General features: G+C 74.3%; 22 protein-coding genes. 8 read left to right on the top strand and 14 right to left on the bottom strand.

Annotated features, from left to right (window positions below; all coding sequences use genetic code 11):
* Positions 1 to 7 precede the first annotated feature (7 nt).
* Complete coding sequence (locus K7G61_RS23165) at positions 8 to 1,138, top strand: hypothetical protein (RefSeq protein WP_225848868.1); 1,131 nt, start codon at positions 8 to 10, stop codon at positions 1,136 to 1,138.
* Here K7G61_RS23165 and K7G61_RS23160 read toward each other — a convergent pair.
* Complete coding sequence (locus tag K7G61_RS23160) at positions 1,095 to 1,415, bottom strand: STAS domain-containing protein (RefSeq protein WP_225848867.1); 321 nt, start codon at positions 1,413 to 1,415, stop codon at positions 1,095 to 1,097. The two genes, K7G61_RS23165 and K7G61_RS23160, sit on opposite strands and share 44 nt — an antisense overlap.
* Positions 1,412 to 5,404: a SpoIIE family protein phosphatase gene (locus K7G61_RS23155; protein ID WP_225848930.1), complete on the bottom strand. Its 3,993-nt coding sequence runs from the start codon at positions 5,402 to 5,404 to the stop codon at positions 1,412 to 1,414. The genes K7G61_RS23160 and K7G61_RS23155 overlap by 4 nt, the downstream gene beginning before the upstream one ends.
* Before the next feature lie 439 nt (positions 5,405 to 5,843).
* Here K7G61_RS23155 and K7G61_RS23150 point away from each other — a divergent pair, with 439 nt between their 5' ends.
* The 7 genes from K7G61_RS23150 (at position 5,844) to K7G61_RS23120 (ending at position 12,402) form a co-directional block, all read left to right on the top strand.
* On the top strand, positions 5,844 to 6,191 hold the full coding sequence (locus tag K7G61_RS23150; RefSeq protein WP_225848866.1) for an STAS domain-containing protein: 348 nt from the start codon (positions 5,844 to 5,846) through the stop codon (positions 6,189 to 6,191).
* Between the two features lie 87 nt (positions 6,192 to 6,278).
* Entirely contained in the window at positions 6,279 to 7,148 is an 870-nt protein-coding gene (locus tag K7G61_RS23145) for an STAS domain-containing protein (protein WP_374204212.1), read from the top strand.
* A complete protein-coding gene (locus tag K7G61_RS23140; protein ID WP_225848865.1) occupies positions 7,145 to 7,522 on the top strand; it encodes an STAS domain-containing protein in 378 nt (125 codons plus the stop codon). Before K7G61_RS23145 ends, K7G61_RS23140 begins: the two co-directional genes overlap by 4 nt.
* Positions 7,519 to 7,947, top strand: coding sequence for an anti-sigma regulatory factor (locus K7G61_RS23135; protein WP_225848864.1), 429 nt, complete (start codon positions 7,519 to 7,521; stop codon positions 7,945 to 7,947). Before K7G61_RS23140 ends, K7G61_RS23135 begins: the two co-directional genes overlap by 4 nt.
* Positions 7,944 to 8,987, top strand: coding sequence for an ATP-binding SpoIIE family protein phosphatase (locus tag K7G61_RS23130; protein WP_225848863.1), 1,044 nt, complete (start codon positions 7,944 to 7,946; stop codon positions 8,985 to 8,987). Before K7G61_RS23135 ends, K7G61_RS23130 begins: the two co-directional genes overlap by 4 nt.
* Positions 8,984 to 10,795, top strand: a complete 1,812-nt coding sequence (locus K7G61_RS23125) for an ATP-binding protein (RefSeq protein WP_225848862.1) — start codon at positions 8,984 to 8,986, stop codon at positions 10,793 to 10,795. Before K7G61_RS23130 ends, K7G61_RS23125 begins: the two co-directional genes overlap by 4 nt.
* Positions 10,792 to 12,402 (top strand): fused response regulator/phosphatase, encoded by a 1,611-nt coding sequence (locus K7G61_RS23120; RefSeq protein WP_225848861.1) that lies wholly within the window; start codon positions 10,792 to 10,794, stop codon positions 12,400 to 12,402. Before K7G61_RS23125 ends, K7G61_RS23120 begins: the two co-directional genes overlap by 4 nt.
* A 28-nt stretch (positions 12,403 to 12,430) precedes the next feature.
* On the opposite strand, the gene K7G61_RS23115 is transcribed toward K7G61_RS23120, so the two are convergent.
* The 12 genes from K7G61_RS23115 to K7G61_RS23060 all read right to left on the bottom strand — a co-directional run bounded on the left by K7G61_RS23115 (position 12,431) and on the right by K7G61_RS23060 (position 21,822).
* Entirely contained in the window at positions 12,431 to 13,540 is a 1,110-nt protein-coding gene (locus tag K7G61_RS23115) for a PP2C family protein-serine/threonine phosphatase (RefSeq protein ID WP_225848860.1), read from the bottom strand.
* Positions 13,541 to 13,686: 146 nt separating this feature from the next.
* Complete coding sequence (locus K7G61_RS23110) at positions 13,687 to 14,139, bottom strand: cupin domain-containing protein (RefSeq protein WP_225848859.1); 453 nt, start codon at positions 14,137 to 14,139, stop codon at positions 13,687 to 13,689.
* Between the two features lie 269 nt (positions 14,140 to 14,408).
* Positions 14,409 to 14,669 (bottom strand): hypothetical protein, encoded by a 261-nt coding sequence (locus tag K7G61_RS23105; RefSeq protein ID WP_225848858.1) that lies wholly within the window; start codon positions 14,667 to 14,669, stop codon positions 14,409 to 14,411.
* Positions 14,666 to 15,301 (bottom strand): ParA family protein, encoded by a 636-nt coding sequence (locus K7G61_RS23100; RefSeq protein ID WP_225848857.1) that lies wholly within the window; start codon positions 15,299 to 15,301, stop codon positions 14,666 to 14,668. Before K7G61_RS23100 ends, K7G61_RS23105 begins: the two co-directional genes overlap by 4 nt.
* A gap of 157 nt (positions 15,302 to 15,458) precedes the next feature.
* The gene (locus tag K7G61_RS23095; protein ID WP_225848856.1) at positions 15,459 to 15,914 is read right to left on the bottom strand and encodes a lamin tail domain-containing protein; all 456 of its coding nucleotides are present in this window, start codon (positions 15,912 to 15,914) and stop codon (positions 15,459 to 15,461) included.
* A gap of 130 nt (positions 15,915 to 16,044) precedes the next feature.
* Positions 16,045 to 16,473, bottom strand: coding sequence for an SRPBCC family protein (locus K7G61_RS23090; RefSeq protein WP_225848855.1), 429 nt, complete (start codon positions 16,471 to 16,473; stop codon positions 16,045 to 16,047).
* Between the two features lie 99 nt (positions 16,474 to 16,572).
* On the bottom strand, positions 16,573 to 16,992 hold the full coding sequence (locus K7G61_RS23085) for an SHOCT domain-containing protein (protein ID WP_225848854.1): 420 nt from the start codon (positions 16,990 to 16,992) through the stop codon (positions 16,573 to 16,575).
* 194 nt (positions 16,993 to 17,186) lie between these two features.
* Positions 17,187 to 18,524 (bottom strand): Ni/Fe hydrogenase subunit alpha, encoded by a 1,338-nt coding sequence (locus tag K7G61_RS23080; RefSeq protein ID WP_225848928.1) that lies wholly within the window; start codon positions 18,522 to 18,524, stop codon positions 17,187 to 17,189.
* A 41-nt stretch (positions 18,525 to 18,565) separates the two neighbouring features.
* Positions 18,566 to 19,375 carry an oxidoreductase gene (locus K7G61_RS23075; RefSeq protein WP_225848853.1) on the bottom strand — a complete coding sequence of 270 codons (810 nt, stop codon included), beginning with the start codon at positions 19,373 to 19,375 and terminating at the stop codon, positions 18,566 to 18,568.
* 1 nt (position 19,376) lies between these two features.
* Entirely contained in the window at positions 19,377 to 20,183 is an 807-nt protein-coding gene (locus K7G61_RS23070; protein ID WP_225848852.1) for an FAD/NAD(P)-binding protein, read from the bottom strand.
* Positions 20,180 to 20,656 (bottom strand): cyclic nucleotide-binding domain-containing protein, encoded by a 477-nt coding sequence (locus K7G61_RS23065; RefSeq protein ID WP_225848851.1) that lies wholly within the window; start codon positions 20,654 to 20,656, stop codon positions 20,180 to 20,182. The genes K7G61_RS23070 and K7G61_RS23065 overlap by 4 nt, the downstream gene beginning before the upstream one ends.
* Complete coding sequence (locus tag K7G61_RS23060; RefSeq protein ID WP_225848850.1) at positions 20,653 to 21,822, bottom strand: 4Fe-4S dicluster domain-containing protein; 1,170 nt, start codon at positions 21,820 to 21,822, stop codon at positions 20,653 to 20,655. The genes K7G61_RS23065 and K7G61_RS23060 overlap by 4 nt, the downstream gene beginning before the upstream one ends.
* Positions 21,823 to 21,827 lie beyond the last annotated feature (5 nt).

The raw sequence follows: 21,827 nt of genomic DNA, 5'->3' as shown, positions 1-21,827 counted from the left end.
GACCGCGATGGATGACCTCGACGCTGACGGAGCCGCGAACGGGGACGACGACAGGGACGGCGACGCGGACGGCGACGGCCGGGACTTCCTGGCCCAGCTCTCCGACCCCGCCCGGTCGTTCGACGTCCGGCCCCGGCCCGTCCCCTGCGTCCTGCTGCTCACCCGCACGAGCGACGCCGACGTGGACCCGGTACGGCACCTGCTCGCCGGCGAGGGCATCCGGTCGGTCCGGCTGAACGCCGACGAGATCGTGGCCACCACCGGCCTGTCCGTCGCCCCGGACGGCCGGACGGTCCGGCTGGGCGGCCGCCGGCTCTCCCCCACCGTGACCTGGATCAGGCACTTCTCGCCGGCCGCGATCGAGGGCGGCGCGGACGCCGCCCGCGCCGCGTTCCAGCGGGAGTCGTGGCAGGCCGCGGCCGTCCAGTTGGCCGCGGCCTCCGGCACGGCGATACACCTGCCCCGCCCGGACCCGCTCTCCCAACTGCGCCTGGCCCGCCGTCACGGGGTCGCGGTGCCGCGCACGATGCTGACCACCGACCCGTACGACGCCGTGGCGCGGTTCGACTGCCCGCGGCTGGTGGTCAAGGCGGCCCACCACCATTTCGTCGAGCCGGCGCCGGGCCGGCTCGGCGGCGTCTTCCCGGTGGTGGTCGACCGGGACCGGCTGTCCGCCGCCGGTCCGTGCCCGGGGCCGCCCGTCGTCGTGCAGGAGTACGTCGAGCACGAGGCGGAGCTGCGCGTCTACCACGTGGCGGGGCGGATCCACACCTTCCGGATCGGCAAGGAGTCGCCCGCGTCCCTGTGGACCGATCCCGACGGGGTCGAGGTCCGCGCGCTGGCGACACCGCCGCGGGTGGCCGCGGCCACCAGGACCCTGGCCGCCGCCATGTCCCTGCGCTACGCGGCGTTCGACTTCCTGGTACGGCGCGGCGCCCCGGTGTTCCTGGAGGCCAACGCGGACGGCGACTGGCGCTGGGTCGAGCGCAAGGCCCGTACCACCCGCGTCACCGCCGCGGTCGCCGGCATGCTGGCAGGCCTGCACCGCATGGCGCTCGCCGGGCCCGGCCGGGTCGAGCTGCTCGGCTTCCTCCTCAAGGGAGCGGGTCGGACGGACCGAGACCGTGGACCGTCGTGAGCTCGGTCAGTCCGCAGACGGTCAGCACCGGGCCGAGCAGGGCGGTGGCGACGACCTCGATCCGGTCGGCCCGCAGGAGCAGCACGCTCAGCCCGGCGCTGTCGAGGTACTCCACGCGGCTGAGGTCGACGACCAGGCGGCCGGGGGCGCCGTTCAGCGCCTCGTCGGCCGCGGTGGCGAGCGCGCCGCAGTTGGTCATGTCGACCTCGCCGACGGCGGTCAGGAGGGGGGAGCCGTCCGGGCGGTGATGGGTGGTCAGGGTCAGCGGTGTGGTCATGGCGTAATCCTGGTGCGCATCGCGACGGTGGTGCCGTCGGGTCCGGGGGTGACGGTGACGCTGTCCATCAGGGCGCGCATGAGCGCGATCCCGCGGCCGCGGTGCGGGCTGGCACCGGGCAGCGGGGGCTTCCAGCGGCCGGTGTCGGCGACGGTCAGGCTCAGGCCGTCCGCCAGCAGTTCGGCTCGCAGCCGGATCGTGTCGCCGGGGGTGTCGCGGTGGCCGTGTTCCACGGAGTTGGCGCAGGCCTCGCCGGCGGCGACCAGCACGTTCTGCACGGTCTGCGGCGGCAGGGCGCACTGGTTCAGCCAGGTGCGCAGGGCCTTGCGGACCGGCGCGAGCCGGTGCGCCTCGGCGGGGAAGGCGACCCGCAGGGGCGCCGGGTGCCGGTAGAGCAGCAGCGCGACGTCGTCGTCGTATCCGCCCGGCGGGCTCATGCGCTCCATCAACCCCGTGGCCAGCTCCTCCACCGGGGCGTCGCGGCCCTCCAGCACGGCGGCGACGGCCTGGCCGATGCCTTCGCTCAGCGGCCGCCTGCGGCGTTCGACCAGGCCGTCGGTGTAGAGGAGCAGGGTCGCCAGCGGCGGCACGGTGTGCTCCGCGCACGGGCGCGAGTCGCCGTCGCGCACCGCGAGGGGGGTGGAGCGTCCCTGGTCGAGCAGCGCGGCCGTGCCGTCGGGGGCGACCAGCACGCCGGGCGGGTGGCCGGCGCTGGAGTACAGCAGGTGGCCGGAGCCGGGGTCGAGGACACCGCAGAAGACGGTGGTGCACACCGCGCCCGGCACGCCGGCGGCGAAGCGGTCCAGGGCGACCAGGACCCGGTCGGGGCTGGGGTCCTGGAGCAGCAGCGCGCGGCAGGCGCTGCGCAGTTGGCCCATCACGGTGGCGGCCCGCAGGCCGCGGCCGACGCAGTCGCCGACGACGATGCCGATGCGCCCGTCGGGCAGGGCGACGGTGTCGTACCAGTCGCCGCCGACCTCCAGCGGCCGGGCGGCCGGCTCGTACCGGACGGCGAACCCTTCCGGCAGGTCCGCCGGGCCCAGGATGGCGCGCTGCAGGGCCAGGGCCGTCTCACGCTGCTGGTCGATCTGGTGGGCGCGGGACAGGCCCTGCGCGAGATGGCCGGCCAGCAGCGACAGCAGGGTCAGGTCCTGCTCGGTGAACGGGCGCCGCCCGCCGAGGTCGAGCCACAGCGCCATCGGGCCCCGGGGGTGCTCCAGGGTGACCGCGGTGCCCCCGGCCACGTCGGTGGCGGGTGTCAGCGAGGGGCCCTCGCACAGCGCGGTCAGCGCGGCCCGGCGCTCCTCGGGCAGGGCGTCCCAGGTGCCGCCGGGATCGGTGCCGGTGACTTCCGGCGGGCCGCTTGCCGGGAAGACGACGGCCGTGCAGCACCGGGCGTCCCACAGCGCCCGCAGTTCCTCCACCGCGCCGTCGAGGGATTCGGCCGTGCTGGCGGCCCGGGTCAGGCGGACGCTGAGCGCCGCCACCGCCGTCTCGCGCCGGATGGCGTGGTGCTCGGCCGTCACGTCGCGCAGCGTGCCCACCACCATCCGCCGCCCGGTGTCCGGGTCGCGGACCTCGGCGAGGCTGGCGGACACCCGCAGCCGGTGGCCGTCGCGGTGGATCGCGGGCAGCGTGCGGCCGGCCTTGCCGTGCTCCCGCACCTCGGCGAAGACCTCCGCCACCTGCCGGCGCGCCTCCGGGTCGCCGGCCGCGTCCGGCCACCAGGGCTGCGCCGGGGCGTACGGCAGGCCTTCCGGCCCGAAGCCGAGGATCTCGGCGAACGCGGCGTTGACCTCGACGACGGCGCCGTGCTCGTCGCAGACGAAGAACGCCTCCTGCAAGGAGTCCACCAGGGCGCCGCGCCAGCGGGCCTGGTGCGTGCGCAGCCGGGCGAGTTCCACGGTGGCCCGTACCCGGGCCAGGAGTTCGGCGGCGGAGAACGGCTTGACCAGGTAGTCGTCCGCGCCGGCGTCCAGGCCCTCGATGGCCGCCTCCTGGCCGGCCCGCGCCGACAGCAGCAGGGCCGGCACGCTGGCCGTGCGCGGGTCGGCGCGCAGGGCGGCCACCGTCCGCAGGCCGTCGAGCCGCGGCATCATCACGTCGGCCACGAGCAGGTCCGGGGTGTGGTCGCGCACCGCGTCCAGCGCGGCCCGGCCGTCGCCCACGGCGCGGACCCGGTGGCCGGCGCCCTCCAGCAGGCGGGTGAGGTAGTCGCGCATGTCGGCGTTGTCGTCGGCGACGAGCACGTCGATCGGGCCGCCGCGGACGGCCGCCCCGGCCGGCGGTCCGGCGGCGGGGTCCTCGTCGCTGCCCGCGGCGCCCTCGCCGCCGTTGGACGTGCCGGGCAGCGCGCGCAGGGCCTCCTCGACGAACGGATCGGCGACGGACGAGACCACCCGCGCGCCGTCGCCGGGACCGGGGGCGCCGGACGCCGGTTCCGCGGGGCCGTAGGGCAGGCGCACGGTGAAGACGGTGCCCTCGCCCTCGCGGCTGTCGGCGGTGATCGTGCCGCCGTGCAGGGCGACGAGCTCCTTGACCAGTGCCAGGCCGATACCGCTGCCCTCGTTGGAGCGCGCGCGGGCCGTCTCGACCCGGTGGAACCGCTCGAACAGCCGCGGGATCTCCTCCTTCGGCACCCCGACGCCGGTGTCGGCGACGGTGACGACCGCGTGTTCGGCCTCGCCGCGCACGGCCACGCGTATGCGTCCGTCGAAGGTGAACTTGAGCGCGTTGCTCAGCAGGTTGAGGACGACCTTCTCCCACATCTCGCAGTCGAGGCGGACCGGCCGCGGCAGCGGGGGGCAGTCCACCTCGTACGCCAGGCCCGCCCGGTCGACGGCCGAGCGGAAGACACCGGCGAGTTCGGCGGTGACCGCCGACAGGTCGACCCGCTCGTAGCGGGTCCGCATCCGGCCGGCCTCGATGCGGGAGAAGTCCAGCAGGGTGTTGACGAGTTTGCCCAGGCGCAGCGCGTTGCGGCGGATCGTCTCCAGGTCCTCGCGCACCCGCGGGTCGGGGTCCGGCAGCCGGCCGAGCAGTTCCTCCGCGGGGCCCATGATCAAGGTGAGCGGGGTACGGAACTCGTGGCTGATGTTGGAGAAGAAGGCGGTCTTGGCGCGGTCGAGTTCGGCCAGTTCCTCGGCACGCCGCTGCTGCGCCCGGTAGCTGCGGCTGCTGCCGATGCCCGCGGCGAGGTGGGCGGCGACGAGTTCCACGAACCCGCGGCAGCCGTCGTCCAGCGGCCGGTAGCGGTTCACGGCCGCGACGAGGAACCCGTACGGCGTGCCGCCCTGCTGCGACAGCGGTACCACCAGGGCATGTGTCGGCGGCTGCCGCCTGCCGCCCGCCGGCAGCGCGGTGAAGGGCGGGCCGTCCAGCGCCACGACCGCGGACTCGCCCCTGGCCAGCTTCCCCACCGGCCAGACCGCGCCGGCCGCCCCGGCACGCAGCCGGGCCGGGGCCGCGGGGTGGCCGGGCGGGAGGGCCGTGGTGCCGGCGAGCCGGGCGCCGCCGTCCTCGTCGAACAGGTACGTCAGCGTGAAGGGCAGGTCCCAGGGGTTGCGTTCGAGCTGCCGGCAGGCGAACGCGAGCAGCTGCCGCTCGGTGCGTACCACGCTGGGGTCGGATCCCAGATCCCGCAGCGTGGCCATCCGGCGTTCGCCGACCACCCGCTCGGTGTCCTCGCTGACCACGCACAGCATGCCGACGACCGCGTCCGTCTCGTCGCGCAGCGGGCTGTACGAGAAGGTGTGGTAGGTCTCCTCCAGGTAGCCCGAGCGCTCCAGGAACAGCAGCAGGCCCTCGTCCCAGGTCGCCTGCCCCGTGCCGAGGACGGTCGCGACGCGGGTCTCCACGTCGTTCCAGACCTCGGCCCACACCTCGGCCGCCGGGCGGCCCAGCGCCCACGGGTACTTGCGGCCGAGGGTGTCCCGCCGGTAGGAGGAGTTGCAGAAGAAGGTCAGCTCCGGACCCCAGGCCATCCACATGGGGAACCGGGACGAGAGCAGGATGCTCACCGCCGTGCGCAGGCTCTGCGGCCACGTCCGCGGCGGCCCCAGCGGGGTCGCCGCCCAGTCGACCGCCGCGAGGTCCCGGCCGACCTCGTCGTCGGCGGCGAACACCTCCGAACCGTCCCCGGACACCCCGGAACCGTCCCCGGCCGCCCGCCGGCCCCGCCCCTCCTCGTTCCCCGCCACTCGTGCCCCTCCTCGACGCCCGCGACCGTGCTCACCGAACTGCTCCGCGGCACCCCGCGCGTGCCGCGCCCGCGGTACGCCCGCCGCTGCCGCCCGGATGACCGCTTCGTCCGCCGATGCCGGGAAGTGACGCGCGTAGGATACGTCTGCCCAGCGTTCGGCGGACAAACGTCGGCGGGCACGAGGCGGGAGGCTCCACGGTGACGGACAGCGGACGGCGGGCGGACCGGTGAACGACCCCGTACTGAGCGTCACCTCGGCGACGCATCCGGCCGGCCCCGCGCTCATCACGGCGGCGGGCGAACTGGACTACTCCAACGCTACCGACCTGGGCGAGGTGATCCGGGAGACGCCCTTCCCGCCGGCGGGGGTGGTGATCGACCTCACCGGGCTGCTGTACTGCGACTCGACGGGCATCACCGTTCTCGTCGCCGCCTACCAGCAGGCCAGGTCGGCGGGCGTCCCGCTGGCGCTGGCGGGCCTGAGCGGCGACCTCCAGCGGGTGTTCGGCATCGCCGGCCTGCACGAGATCTTCGACTCCTACCCGACGGTGGAGCAGGCCGTCGGAGCGCTCTGAGCCGCCTTCTCCACCGCCGGGTCCGGACCCGTGGGCGGCGCGCGCCATGCCGTAGAGTCTCCACTTCGGACGACGGAGACGACAGAGATGAGATCGAGGGGTGCACTGATGGCGCACGACGAGACGGACCGGCTGCTGAGCCTGTTGTCGGACAGCAAGGACGATTTCGTCGCGCAGTGGGTGCGCACCGTGACGTCCACGCTGGCCGGCCGCGTCACGCCGGCCGAGATCCAGCAGGACCTCGGTGAACTGTACGAGGCCCTGATGCGGGCACTGCGGGAGGGCGGCCTGGCCACCAGGAACGAGGCGTACGGGGAGGTCCGCAGCATGCTGACGGAGCTGTCCCGCACCCGCGCCCGGCAGGGGTTCAGCCCCACCGAGACCGCCATCGGCGTCTTCGCGCTCAAGGAGGTGCTGGAGCCGGCCCTGTCCGGCACCGCGGAGGTCACGGCGTACCTGCAGTTCGCGCGGGTGCTCGACGACCTCGGGCTCTACACCGTCGAGGCGCACGCCAAGACCCGCGAGGAGATCATCTCCGCGCAGGCCGAGCAGTTGCTGGAGCTGTCGACCCCGGTGGTGAAGCTGTGGAACGGCGTCGTGGGCGTGCCCCTGGTCGGCACACTGGACTCGGCCCGCACCCAGGTGGTGATGGAGAAGCTGCTGCAGTCGCTGCTGGACCAGAACGCCACCCACGCGATCGTGGACATCACCGGCGTCCCCTCGGTGGACACCCAGGTCGCCCAGCACCTGCTGAAGACGGTGGTGGCGGCCAGGATGATGGGCGCGGAGTGCACGATCTCCGGCATACGGCCCCAGATAGCCCAGACCATCGTGGCGCTGGGCATCGAGTTCGGTGACATCACCACGAAGGCGACCCTCGCGGACGCGCTGCGCCACGCGCTGCAGCAGATCGAGCAGAACAACGCGGCCGAAGCCGGGATCGGCGGGCCCGCGTGACCGACCGGGTACCGATCCTGAAGATCGGGGACGTGCTGCTGGTGTCCATCCAGGTCGACCTGGAGGACCAGATGGTGATGGACCTCCAGGAGGACCTGTCGCAGCGGATCGTCGACACGGGGGCCAACGGCGTCGTGATCGACATCTCCGCCCTGGAGATCGTGGACTCCTTCGTGGGCAGGATGCTGGCCACCATCGCCGCCATCTCCCGGGTCCTCGACGCGGAGACCGTCGTGGTGGGCATGCGGCCCGCCGTGGCCATGACGCTGGTCGAGCTGGGCCTGTCGCTGGGCGGCGTGCGCACCGCGCTCAACCTGGAGCAGGGCCTCGGAGCGCTCCGCCGTGCCCGGGCCGAGGGTCCGGTACGCCGGTGAGCACCGGCGTCGAGCCGGTCGAGGAGTCGACGGCAGAGGAATCGCCCATCGCCGCCAACGCCGACGTGGTCAGGGCGCGCCAGACCGTCCGGGCGCTCGCGCAGCAGGCCCGGCTGTCCCTGGTGGACCAGACGAAACTGGTCACCGCGGCCAGCGAGCTGGCACGCAACACCCTGACCTACGGCGGCGGCGGCACGATGCGGGTGAGCGTCGTCACCAGGGGCGTCAAGACCGGGGTGAAGGTGCTGTTCCGGGACGATGGCCCGGGCATCGCCGACCTCGACCTGGCGCTGACCGACGGCTGGTCGTCCGGCAAGGGCATGGGCCTGGGCCTCAGCGGCGCCCGTCGGCTGGCGGACGAGTTCGACATCGTCTCGGCGCCCGGCGAGGGCACCCAGGTCGTGGTCGTCAAGTGGGCACGATGACCCCGGCCTCGCCCGTCGAAGCGGGCGAAGTGCTGTGGCTGCGCAGCGGCGACGGACTGGCGGCGGCGGGACGGCGCGAGGCCGCCGTGCTCGCTCACCGGGCGGGACTGACCGACGGCCGCGCCGCCGACCTGGCGCTGGCGGTCACCGAGGCGGCCACCAACCTGCAGCGGCACGCGATCGACGGGGCACTGGCCCTGCGGGTGACCACCCAAGGCGCCCAGGCGGCAGTCGAACTGCTGGCGCTGGACAGCGGTCCCGGCATCGCCGACCTCGGTTCCGCGCTGCGCGACGGCTCGTCCACGGCCGGCACGCTGGGGGTCGGACTCGGCGCCATCCGCCGGCTCGCCGACACCTTCGCCATCCACACCCTGCCCGGCCGCGGCACCGGCCTGTACGCGCGCTTCGCGGCCCCGCCGGGCGGCGGCCCGGAGCCGGTCCCGGCCGCCGAGGTCAGCGGCCTCACCCGGCCGATCAACGGCGAGACGAGTTGCGGCGACACCTGGGCGGTACGGGAGCAACCGGCCGGTGAGGGCCCGCCCCGCCTGCTGGTCATGATGTGCGACGGCCTCGGCCACGGTCCGCTCGCGGCCCGGGCCGGCGACGAGGCCCGGGTGGCATTCCGGGAGAGCCGGGCCGCCGAGCCGTCGCGGATCCTCGCCGACATCCATGCCGGGCTCAAGGGCACCCGGGGCGCCGCCGTCGCGGTGGCGCGGGTCGATCCGCGCGCCCGTACGGTGGCGCTGTGCGGGGCGGGCAACATCTCCGCCTTCGTCCTCGGCCCCGACTCCCGGCAGACCCTGATGTCCACGCCGGGCATCGCCGGGCACAACATCGGCCGCCCGCAGACCTACACCGCCGACCTGCCGCCCGGCCACGCCCTCGTACTGCACTCCGACGGACTCAGCGGGCGCTGGCTTCCCAAGCAGTTCCCCGGGCTGACGGCGCAGACACCGGCGCTGGTCGCGGCCCAGTTGCTGTGGCAGGCCGGCACCCGCCGTGACGACGCGGGCATCGTCGTGGTGAAGGTGCCGTCGTGAACCCCGCCCCGCGGGTCCCCGGCGACGACCCGCTGTCCGTCCTGTCGCTGGCGGTCGCCGGCGAGCGGGAGCTGCTGGCCCTGCGCAGGGACTGCCAGGTGGCCTGCCGGCTGCTGGGCATGTCGGAGCCGGAGACCGTGCGGCTGGCCACGGTGGTCGGCGAGATCGGCCGGGACCTGCTGGGCGCGCGCGGGCTGACCGGCCGCCTCGTGCTGGTCGACGGGGAACGGCCGCGGATCACCGCCGTGTTCGGCTGGTCGGGCGGCAGGCGTCCGGCGAAGGGGGCGGTCGAGGCGGCGCGCCGGCTGCTCCACACCGTCCATTTCGACGAGGAGCCGTTTCCCCGCGTGATTCTTGGGCAGCCGCTTCCCGGGACGACTCGGCCGCTCCCGGAACGGGCCGCGGGAGTACGTGAGGAGTTGATGGGACTGGGCGGCGTGAGCATGGGCGAGGAACTTCGGAGCCAGAACCACGATCTGCTCGCCGCCCTCCAGGAGGCCCGTGCCCAGCAGGAGGAGCTCCAGCGGCTCAACCAGGAGCTGGAACAGACCAATCAGGGCGTCATGGCCCTGTACGCGGAGCTGTCGAGCGAGCTGGAGGCCACCAACAGCGGCGTCGTGGCGCTGTACGCCGAGCTGGAGGAGAAGACCCGGCAGCTGAGCCTGCTCAACGAGGCCAAGACGCGCTTTTGGGCGAACGTGAGCCACGAGCTGCGTTCCCCGGTCAATGGCGTCATCGGGCTGACCCGGCTGCTGCTCGCTCCGGACGCCGACCCCCTCACCGAGGAGCAGCGGCAGCAGATCCAGATGATCGCGTCGTCGGGCAGCACCATGCTCGCCCTGGTCGAGGAGCTCCTGGACGTCGCCAAGGCCGAGTCGGGGCGGCTGGAACCCGAGCTGGTGCCGGTCGACCTGCGGATGCTGCTCCACCAGTTGCGCGGCACGCTGCGCGCCACCACCGGGCCCGGTGTGGCGCTGGTCATCCCCGACGACCACGACCGGGCGCCGATCGTCACCGACGAGGTGATGCTCACCCGGATCCTGCGCAACGTCCTGTCCAACAGCCTGAAGTTCACCGAGAGCGGCGAGGTCCGCCTCACGGTCGAGCACAGCGAGGAGGCGGGCCGCCCGTGGTGCGCCTTCACAGTCTCCGACACCGGCATCGGCATTCCGCTCGACGAACAGGTGCGGGTCTTCGAGGAGTTCTACCAGGTGCGCGGCTCCCACCAGAAAGCGCGCTCCGGCACCGGGCTCGGGCTGCCGTACGCGCGCCGGCTGACCGAGCTCCTCGGCGGCCGGATGACGCTGGACAGCGAGCCCGGCGAGGGCACCCGGGTCGTGATCCGGATACCCGCGGGACCGCCCGACTCGCGGTCCGCCGGCGAGGAGGCTCCCGTTCCGCTCCACGTGGAGCGCCTGGTGGTCGTCGACGACGACCCGGCCTTCCTGGTGTCGGTCCGGCCGGTGCTGGCGCAACTGGCCCGGGAGGTCACCGACGTCGGCGACAGCTCCGAGGCCATGGCCACGATCCGGCGCAGCCGCCCCGACGCCGTCCTGCTGGACCTTTCCATGCCACCGCCCGACGGGTACCAGTTGCTGGCCCTGCTGGCCGAGGACCAGGAGCTGAACCGCGTGCCCGTGATCGTGCTCTCCGCCGACAGCGGCCCCGGCCTGGACGCCTCACGGCTGGGTCACGCCCAGGCCGTCCTGGGCAAGACGCATCTGTCGGCGGCGCGGCTGGCCGACATCCTGTCACCGGTGCTCGGCACCTCCCCCTCGCCGCGGCTGCACGGCGCGGAGGAGCGGTGACGCCCGGGCGGGCCGGCTCCGACGCCGGCGCGCGTGTGCTCCTGGTCGACGACAATCCCACCAACCGCTACGTCCTGGGCACGTATCTGCGCCGGGCCGGGCACGAGGTGCTGGAGGCGGAGGACGGCGGCGGCGCCCTCGCGCTGCTGCGCGAGGCGTCCGAGCTGCCCGAGGTGGCGGTGATAGACGTCCGGCTGCCCGACATGACGGGCTTCGAGGTCTGCGAGGTCATCAAGGCCGACGAGAAGACGGCTGCGCTGCCGGTCATCCACGTCTCGGCCTCGGCGATCAGCGTCACCGACCGGGCGCAGGGCCTCAACCGCGGCGCCGACGCCTACCTGACGGAGCCCGTCGCCCCGAACGAGCTGGTGGCGACGGTGGCGGCGGCGCTGCGCTACGCGCGGGCCCGGCAGCGGGCCGAGACGCTCGCCGCCCGGCTGACCGAACTCAACCGCGCCACGCTGGACTTCTACCACGCCGAGGACGTGGCGGAGTTGGCCGCCAGGGCGGCGTCCGGCGCCGGCCGCATCTTCGGTACGCCGGCGCTCGTGGTGGTCCGCACCGCCGAGGACGGGCTGGTGCAGGTCGTCGGCACGCGGGACGGCGGAGCGCGTCGCCTGCCCGGTCCGCCGACGCGGTTCGCCCGCGAGGTGATGCGCCTGCAGGGACGTGACGAGGCCGGTGTGCGGATGGAGGTGGTGCCGGCCGGGCGCCTGGCCGGCGAGGACCCGCTGACCGGCGGCACCCAGGCGCTGGCCGTCGCCTCGGCGCGGGTGAAGGGCACCGGGTCGGCGGCGGGTGTCGTCCTTCCGCAGGAGGCGCTCGGCGGCGACGACCACGAGGTGCTGACGCAGCTGGCGCACGCCTGCGCGCTGTCGCTGGAGGCCCTGCGCTCGTACCGGGAGGAACACGCCCTCGCGCTCACCTTGCAGCGCACCTTCCTGCCCGTCTCGCTGCCCTCCACTCCGCTCGCCGAGCTGGCCGTGCGGTACCTGCCCGCGAGCCAGACCGCGGAGATCGGCGGCGATTTCTACGAGGCGCTGCCCGTGGACGGCGGGCTGCTGCTCGCGGTGGGCGACGTGGCCGGTCACTCGCTGGACGCCGCCGTGGTCATGGGGGAGCTGCGGCACGCGCTGCGCGCCTACGCACTCGAAGGGCACGCCCCGCACGACATCCTGTCCCGCCTGGAGCACCTGCTGCTCCAGGTCGACTCCCCGGTCGGGGCGACGCTGTGCGTGGCCCTGGTCGAGGAGTCGGGGCGGGCCCTGCAGGTGGCCAACGCCGGCCACCTGCCGCTGGCCGTGCGGGACGGCGGCGGGCAGACGCGTTTCGTGCGCGAACACGGTCCGATGCTGGGCCTCGGGCTGTCCCATCCGCCGTCGGTGCGTGTCCCCGTCGGTCCCGGCACGCACCTGGTCATGGTGACCGACGGCCTGCTGGAACGGCGCGGGGGCGACCTGGACGAGGCGATGGACCGGATGGCCCGGGTGCTGACCGGCGCGCCGCCGGACCTGGGGGACGTGGAGGACGTGTGCGAGCTGCTGCTGAACCACTTCCCGCCGGACGGCAACGACGACATCGCCCTGCTGACCGCGCGCCTGCGGTGACGGTGCGCGGCGCCGCCCGCCCGCGGTCTCAGCGGATCCGCTGGACTGCGACCATGGCCACGTCGTCGCCGCGCGGGGCCACCAGGTGCCGGTCGAGGTCCTCCGTGATCGCGGACAGCAGGTTCTCGCCCTCGCGCGAGGTCCACTGCCGCAGCCGCTCGGCGAGCGGGTAGAACTCCCCCGCCGCGTTGCGCGCCTCGATGACGCCGTCGGTGTAGAGCAGCAGGATGTCGCCGACGTCCATGTGGTACGTGCCGACGGTGTGGGTTTCCCGGGCCAGGTCGCCCAGGCCCGGCGGCAGGGCCGGTTCCTGCTGGTCCAGCGCCCTCACCTCGCCGTCGTGGACGAGCAGCGGCACCGGGTGGCCGAGGTCGACGATCCGGAGCGTTCCGCCGTCCGGCGAGATCTCGGCCGTGACGGCGGTGGCGAATCCCTCCAGGCCCGTCGGCGCCGGTGCCGCCTCGTGCGTGCCGTTCGCCGGCCGGGAGCTCGCCAGCGCGATGTCGCCGATGTCCTCGCGCAGGCTCCTGTCCAGCCAGCCCGGCAGCCCGGCAACGGGCACACCTGTGCGGGTGGCCCGCCGGAACGCCCGGACCAGGGAACTGCCCAGCTCGATGGCCGACAGCCCCTTGCCTTCCGCGTCCCCGACGAGGATCCGGGCGCCGCCGTCGGCGGTGGGCAGCGCCGCGTACACGTCGCCGCCGACGGCCGACTCCTTGTCGGCGGCCAGGTACGTCGAGCACACACGTACCGGCCCCACCCGGTCGGGCAGGGGCTTGAGCAGGGTCCGCTGGGTGGTGGCGGTGACCCATCTGGACTGGGCCAGCTCCTTCTCGCGCCGCTGGCGGACCATCGCCGCCGCGACCGAGGTGGCGCTGATCACCACCACGGTGGTGATCTGGACGGGGAAGTTCTCCGTACCCAGCTGCCGGTTCTCCTGGGCTGCCAGGACCACCCCCGCGACGGTGACGACGGCGACGACCAGCACCTGGCCGGGGCCGAGGAACACCGCGCACAGCGCGGGCACGCCGACCATGAGCCCTCCGATGCGGATCCCCGGGCCGCTGGCCACGTCGATCACCAGCAGCAGGGCCACCGCCACCAGGGCGGCCACCATGCCGCCGCGTTGGGACCGCATCCGCAGCGACGATGGGAGACGTCCCCGGAGCCGACCCGTCCGCATAACCTCAAACGTACCGCCGGGTGCGCCGCCCCACCCTTCGGCCGCCCCGCGGCCGGCACCGCCGGCCCGGCCGTCACCGCTCGGGAACCAGGCTCCGGGAATCAGTCTTCGGGAAAGACGAGTCCGGCGTCCACGCCCTCGGCGAGCAGGAAATACCCCAGGAAGGTCACGCCGTCCTCCCCCGCGTCGAAGCGCGCGATGCGCACGCCCTCCGGCTCGTAGAACACGTCGCCCGGCCCGAGCAGGGTCTCCGGTTCGCCCTCGATCCGGTAGACGGCGGAGCCCGTCTCGATGCTGCCGAAGACCGGGCCGTTGTGGACGTGCAGGCCGGAGGCGTGGCCGGGCGCGATGGTGATCCGCCGGATCTCGACGCGCCGGGTGGCCAGCGGCCGGGGCAGCGCCTGGTCCATGACGATCACCCGGCTGATCGGCGCCCCGTCCGCCGGTGGCTGCGGCTGCGGCTGCGCGGCCTCGTGGCCGGCGTGCTCGGTGCGGACGTCGCCGGTGGCCGGCTCGGAGGGGGCGGCGCCGTGAGGAGCGCGGGATGTGGACATGGCTGCGTGGTTCCTTCGATCTCGTGGGCGGGCCTGCGGTCGGCGGAAGGCACGGCACCGATCGGGACGGGCCGGCGGCGGCCCGGGGCCCTGTCTGCCGGCGCTCGTGCCCGTGCTCGTGCTCACGCTTCCGCGGCTCCGGCGACGACGCGCCGAGGCGTCCGGCCGTTGCGCGAGGCCACCGTACACACTAGTAGGTACAGAACCGGAAGGAAAGCCCCCGCCGGCGGCCGCCCGCCCGCGTGGACCGGGACCCGGACCGGCGCCGGTCAGCGACGAGCGCCGCCGCCCGGCGGCGGCTGCTTCGCGGACATCGCCGTGAGCACGCGAAGGGCGGCCGTGCCGGTGTACGCCAGCAGGTCGATCGGCGGGCGCGCCCAGCGCTCCACCGTGCGGCGCACGGCGGGATCGACCTCGATGGTGATCCGCACGTACCTGCTGCTCAGCGTCGCCGTCCTGGGAGCGTGGGGCTGGGGGGCGGCCTGGTCCCGCCTCAGGGCCGCGCGGTAGGTGTCCCTGCGCTGGTTCATGCGCTTTCCTGACGTTTGACGAGTTCGTATCCGAGGTCCATGTACGCCGTTCCCCGCACGCGGACGGGACCGCCGAACGACTGGGAGTACAGGTCCAGGCGCGCGATCTGTGTGTCGAGGACGTCGAATCCGCGTTCCGCGAGCACCTCCCGCGCGTCGGAGTCGGGGCCGGTACGGGTGGCGTCGGGGCGGTTGGTGCGGTTGAGCAGCACCGCCGTGCGGGCCGGCCGGGCTCGCAGTGACTGCACGTCGCTCATGTCGTTGCGGATGGGGGCCATCCGGTCCAGTTCGATCGGGGCCGGGGTGACCGGCACGACCCACTCGTCGGCGTGCCGCATGACGCTGCGGGCGATGCGCGCGTGGTCTTCGAGTTGCGGGGCGTCGAGGACGACGGCCTGCCGCTCGCCGAGGAAGTCGTCGATGCGCCGGTGCGCGTCCCCGACGGGGAGCGCGACCACGGGGAAGGGGAAGCCGCCGGCCAGTTCGCTCCAGCGCAGCGCGGAGCCGGCGGGGTCGGCGTCGACCAGCAGCGGGGGCAGCCCCAGTTCGTGCAGCGCGTGGGCCAGCCAGACCGCGCTCGTGGTCTTCCCCACGCCGGGCTTCAGATTGACGAACGCGCAGCTCAGCAACACGGCGCCACCGTACGCGGCGCGGGGCGCGCGACGCCGTCGGCGCGCGCGGGAACCGCCCGGTCGGGGTCGGAGGATGACCCGTGTGGCCGCTCACCGGCGGCGAGGACCCGGCTCCCGTCCGGCCGGAGCCGTACGGGAGCCGGGTTCGCACGTGCCGTCAGCAGTACACGTAACTGCGGTGGCTGTTGCTGTACGCGCACACGTCGACCCGCGTGCCCGTCGAGCGGCGCAGGGTCGCGGTGTCCTTGTCGTTGTTCCACACGTACCAGGAACGGCCCTGGTAGCGGTTCAGGGCGGTGTTCCCGCCGCGGCCGGTGTGGACGTACACGCTCTTCCCGGCGCCGAGCCGGTACGAGCCGAACCTGTAGGTGTGGCGGCTCGCGTCCGTGAGCGTCCAGCCCGTGAGGTCCGCCGACCGGGTGGTCGAGTTGGTGATCTTCACCCATTCGGCGTTCAGGCTCGCGTTGGAGCCGGTGTCGGATCCCGGGCTGTTGTAGTAGATCTCCGACAGGTGCACGGATCCCGCGGCCTGCGCGGGCCCGGCGGTGGCCAGACCCAGTGCGGCGACGGCCGTGGTCAGACATGCGGCAGCGACTGCCGTGAAGCGATGCAAGGTACCCCCCTGGCATGAACCGGACCGTCTTCGTCCGGCGAGAGCGTCATCCTATGGGAGCGCACGCCACCCGTCCGGGAAAAGTCGGATAAAAGCAGTCCGGTTCGTGGGAAGGGCGCCGCCGCGGGGTTTACCGCTCCAGCAGGGCGTCGACGAGGCGCCCGAAGACGAAGCGGCCGGCGAGGGCGGTCACCCGGTCCAGTGCCCGCGGCACACCCCGCACCCGTACGTCCTCGCGCCAGCGCACGAGCGATCCGGGTCCCCCGTCCCGGTTCGGCAGTACGTCGATCTCGGCCCAGCCGGTCACCGCGCGTCCGGTCTTCTCCAGCCGGCAGTGCGTGCCCGGCCGCCAGGCGGTGACCCGCATCGGATCCTCGAACCCCAGCCGCCCGAGGCCGGTGCGGGCGACGACGACCGTGCCCGTGCCGGACGGCGGCGCGCCGCGCACGGTGATCCGGGTCAGCGGCACCGCCTCGGCGTGCCGCTGCCAGTCGGTCAGCCGCCGCCACGCCTCGGGGGGCGGCAGCGGCGTCGAACGCTCGATCACGAACAGGCCCACGCCGCCACCATAGGCCCGCGCTCGTCGCCCGGCCCACCGCGCCGCCCGGCCCGGCCGTGTCCGCCCGTGTTCGGGCCGACCGCCCCCGTCCCGGCCTCCTCAGTGCAGGATCTTCTCCTTCGCCCGCTCGAACTCGCTGTCCGAGAGGGCTCCCCTGTCGTGGATCTCGCTGAGCCGGGCCAGTTCGTCGACGTGGCTGCGCTCCTCGGGGCCGCCGGCCGCGGTCCGCCGGACGTAGGCGTCGAACTCCTCCCGCTGCTCCCTCGCGTGGCGTGTCTCGCGGGCGCCCATGTCCTTGCCGCGTACCACCAGGTAGACGAAGACGCCCAGGAAGGGCAGCAGGATGACGAACAGCAGCCAGCCCGTCTTGGCCCCGCCGCCGAGCGTGTCGTCGCGGAACAGGTCCGCGATCACCCTGAAGAGCAGGAACAGCCACAGCACCCACAGGAAGACCCACATGACCGTCCAGAAGGCGCCGAGCACCGGGTAGCTGTAGGCGAGGGGGACCGGCGTGGACATGGTGTCTCCTTTCTCCCCACGGCCGGGCCGGGAGCCGGTGGCCGCCGGTCCGGCCGTGGACCATCCATCCCCCACCAGCCAAGGCCCCGGCGCCCTGACGGGGTAGAGCCATCAGGCCCAGCCGTTCGTCCCCTCCGGCCCGCCGCGGCCGGGGAATCGGGCGGGCCCACGACCGGCCGCGGCGAAGCCGCCGTTCACGTCCCCGCGACCTGCTCGATGTCCACGTCGAGGAAGTGGGCCGAGCAGGAGATGCACGGGTCGTGGTTGCGGATGGCGCGCTCGCACAGCGGCGCCAGGTCGGCCTCGGACGGTGTTCCGCCGGCCAGAGCGGTCTCCACGAGGACCCGCAGGTCCTCCTCGATCGCGCCCTGGTTCTGCGCGGTCGGCGGGACGAGGCGGGCGTCGGTGATGCGGCCCTCGCCGTCGAGGGTATAGCGGTGGTAGAGCAGGCCGCGCGGTGCCTCGGTGGCCCCGTGCCCCGTCCCGGCCCGGGGCGGTACCTCCACGGCCGGGCGCGCCGGGGGCTCGTACGTGTCGATGATCCGCAGGGCCTCCTCGACGGCGTACAGGACCTCGACGGCCCGGACGACGATGCTCCGGTACGGGTTCGCGCACACCTCCCCCAGCGTCCCGTCCCCCGCGGCGAGCGGCGGGTCGCTCAGCCCGGCCTCCCGCGCCGCCTGCAGGGCGAGGGGGGAGAGCAGGTGGCCGCTGACGGCGTAGCGGGCGAGGGAGCCGGTGAGGTGCCTGCGGCCGTCCAGCCGCGAGTGCAGGGCCGTGGAGTGCGGGACCTGCTCCTCGGTGACGTGGTCGCAGAAGTCGCGCACGGGGAAGCGGTACGGCGGCAGGCCGCGGTCGGCGGGGATGACGGTGGGTTCGCCCGACTCGATGGCGTAGGTCCCGGGGGCCGCCAGGGCGAGCAGGTCGGCGTCGCAGCGGGCGTCGGGGAAGTCGAAGCCGGCGACCCAGCGCACGGTGTCCCAGGCGTCGTCGAGGGCGGTGCGCAGGAGTTCGGCGAGGGGCCGCAGCTCGGACCGCGCGGGTGCGCGGTGGAAGCCGCCGAGACGGACGTTGACCGGGTGGATGGACCGGCCGCCGAGCAGTTCCATGACGGCGTTCCCGGCCCGTTTCAGCCGCAGCCCTCGTTCGACGTGCTCGCGGTGGGCGCGGGCCATGCCGATGACGTCGTCGTGGCCGAGGAAGTCCGGGGCGTGCAGGAGGTGGATGTGCAGCGTCTGGCTCTCGATCCACTCACCGCAGTACAGCAGCCGGCGCAAGGCGGCGACCGGGCCGTCCACGACGGCTGCGCACGCGTCCTCGACGGCCCGGCAGGCGGTCGTCTGGTAGGCGACCGGGCAGATCCCGCACACGCGGGAGGTGATGTCGACCGCCTCGCCGTGGGCGCGGCCGCGCAGCAGGGCCTCGAAGAACCGCGGGGCCTCGTAGATCCTCAGGTGCGCCTCGGTGACGGCGCCGTCGTGGATCCGCAGCCGCAGCGCGGCCTCGCCCTCGACGCGGGTGAGCGCGGGCATCGGCACGACGCGGGAGACGGTGGAGGACGGGGTGGGCCCGGTCACGTCCGGTCCTCCTTCGCCGCCGCCTGAGCCGCCTCCACCGCGCTGAACGCGGTCACGTTGAAAGTGTGCAGGAACCGCCCGACGTCCTGGTCGCTCATGCCGTCCTCGCGCAGGACCGGGACGAGGGCCCCCAGGTTGGTGGTCGCGGCGGGGCCGAAGCAGCCGTAGCAGCCGCGCCCGTAGGTGGGGCACAGGGCGCCGCACCCGGCGTGGGTGACCGGCCCGAGGCAGGGGGTGCCGTGTGCGACCAGGACGCAGACGTTGCCGCGCCGCTTGCAGGAGAAGCACACGCTGTGGTCGGGGATGCCGGGCCTGCGGCCGGCGAGGAAGGCGGTGATCACCTCCAGCAACTGGCCCCGGTCGATGGGGCAGCCGCGCAGCTCGAAGTCGACCGGTACGTGCGCGGAGATCGCCGTGGAGGTCGCCAGTGTCTCGATGTAGTCGGGGCGGGCGTACACCGTCTCCAGGTACTCCCGCGCGTCCGCGTGGTTCCTGAGGGCCTGGATGCCGCCGGCCGTGGCGCAGGCGCCGATGGTCACGAGGTGCCGGGACCGCTCCCTGACCCGCCGGATGCGCTCCGCCTGCTCGGGCGTGGAGACGGAGCCCTCGACGAGCGCGAGGTCGTACGGGCCGGGTTCGACGTCGCTGGAGGCCTCAAGGAAGTGGGCGATCCGCACCTCCCCGGCGAGGGCGAGCAGTTCGTCCTCGCAGTCGAGCAGGGTGAGCTGGCAGCCGTCGCAGGAGGCGAACTTGAACACGCCGAGCCGGGGCCGGGCGTGCCCCGTGGAGGCGGCGGTGTCGGTCATCTCACAGCTCCCGTACGGTGAGCAGCGGTTCGGCCAGGTCGTAGCCGACGACGGGTCCGTCGCGGCACAGCAGGAGGGGCCCGAGCTGGCAGTGGCCGCAGTGGCCGGTCGCGCAGCGCATGTTCCGCTCCAGCGAGATACGGACGCGGTCCGCGCGCACCCCCCGGTGGGTCAGCTGGCGGGCGGTCGCGCGGATCATGACCTCGGGGCCGCAGACGAACGCGGTCGTGCGGTCGGGGGCGAACCGCGCCTCGCCGAGCAGAGCGGTGACGACGCCGACCCGCCCGGTCCAGCCGTCACGCGGCCGGTCGACGGTGACGGCGCCGAACGGCCGCCGCCAGGTGGGCGACTCGGCGCCGTACAGCAGGTCGTCCGGTGTCCGGGCGCCGGCCAGGACGTTCAGGCGGCCGTACGCGGCCGGCTCGGCCAGGACGGCGTCGATGACCGGGCGCAGCGGGGCGAGCCCGATGCCTCCGGCGACGACGAGCAGGTCGTGGCCGCGTGCGGCCGGAAGGTCCCAGCCGGTGCCGAACGGGCCGCGTACGCCGACCGACGCGCCCACCGGCAGGCCGCACAGCGCGCGGGAGACGGCGCCGGCCGCCCGGACGGTGTGGGTGAGCCGGCCGTCCGCGGCCGTGCGGGACACCGAGAGGGGGATCTCGCCGACGCCGAACGCGTACACCATGGCGAACTGGCCGGGCGCGAAGGGCGGCAGGGGCGCCCCGGCGGGCTCCAGCTCGATCGTGACGGTGTCGGCGGTCTCGCGGTGCCGGCGCACGACGCGGTACGGGCCGGGGACGAGGGTCATGAACGGGGTCCGACCGTCTTGGGCCCGTAGAGGTCGAGCAGCCGGGTCCGGGTCGCGCGCAGGCGGTGCCCGATCGTCTCGGCGACGAGGCCGACGAGCGCCAGACCGAACGGCGGCTCGGCCGCGCACAGGTCGAGGACCGGCCCGGCCTCGAACTCCCAGGCGCTCACCGGGCCGCGGGTCTCGGCCCCGAGGTGCCACTGGTGCGGCGGGCACAGCCACGACCAGCCGACGAGGCCGCCCGGGCCGACGGTCTCGACGACGACGGGGCCGCGGCCGGGGATGTGGATGTCGAGCGCGACCTCGCCCGTGCGGATGATCCAGAACCGGTCGGCCGCCCCGCCCTCCTCGAACAGGCGGACGGACCCGGGACGGTGCACCTCGTGTGCGAGGCCCATCAGCCGCTCCCGGTGCTCCGCCGGCAGCGACGGGAGGATGCCGGGACCGTGCTCGGTGCCGCCGCGGGCGGTCATCGCGCGGTGCCCTTCGCCGTCGCCTCCCGGTGCAGGGCGTGGGCCTCCTCGGTGAGGTCGATGCCGGTGGGGCACCAGACGATGCACCGGCCGCAGCCGACGCAGCCGGAGCTCCCGAACTGGTCGTGCCAGGTGCCGATCTTGTGGGTGAGCCACTGGCGGTAGCGGCTGCGGGCACTCGCGCGGACGGATCCGCCGTTCAGGAGGGTGAAGTCCAGGTCGTAGCAGGAGTCCCAGCGGCGCCAGCGCTCGGCGTGGTCGCCGGTCAGGTCGGTCACGTCCTCGGTGGTGGTGCAGAAGCAGGTGGGGCAGACCATGGTGCAGTTGCCGCAGCTCAGGCAGCGGGCGGTGACGTCGTCCCAGCGGTCGGCCTCCAGGGTGTCGCGCATCAGGGCGCGCAGGTCGACCGGCGGCATGGACCGGCCCATGTGCTCGGCGGCCCCGCGGACGGCCGCGGCCGCCGCGGTACGGGTGGCGTCATCGGCGTCGCCGCGCGGGAGTTCGGCGAGGACGGCGGCGCCCTCCTCGCTCCCGCTGCGGCACAGGAAGCGGTGGCCCGCCTCGTCCAGCACCTCGGTGAGGGCGAGGTCGTATCCGCCGTCGACGGCCGGGCCGGCGTCCATGGAGACGCAGAAGCAGGTGGCGCCCGGCTCCGTGCATTCGGCGGCGACGATGAAGGCGCCCGTGCGGCGGGAGCCGTAGGCGGGGTCCGGGAAGCGACCGCCGGTCATCACCCGGTCCAGGACGCGGATCGCCCGCAGGTCGCAGGCCCGCACCCCGAGGAACGCGTACGACACGGCGGGCGGCTCCTCCTCGCGTACGGTCAGCTCTCCGGAGGCGTCCCGGTCGGCCGTCCACTGCCGGACGCGCTGGGGGTGCAGGAACGACTTCCAGGACTGCGGTCCCGCGCTGTGCGCGAAGACGGCGCCGTCGCGGCGCCGGCGGATCCGGTACCGGCCCGCCTCCAGATCGACTCCCCAGCCGTGCGGCAGGTCGTCGGCCGACTCCAGTTCGGCGAGGACGATGGCGCGGTCCCGTACCGTGGGGCCGATCACCGTACGTCCGCGCTCGCGCAGGACACGGACCAGGGCGTGCAGACCGTCGCGGTCCAGTACCGCCTCGCTCCGCCCGTTCGGGGGTGTCCCGGCGTCCCCGGGGTGCGTCATGCTCG

This window comes from Streptomyces sp. HPF1205, assembly GCF_020400825.1.
Lineage (GTDB): Bacteria > Actinomycetota > Actinomycetes > Streptomycetales > Streptomycetaceae > Actinacidiphila.
Note: the sequence above shows the minus strand (reverse complement) of the source record. Positions and strands in the feature narration are given on the sequence as shown.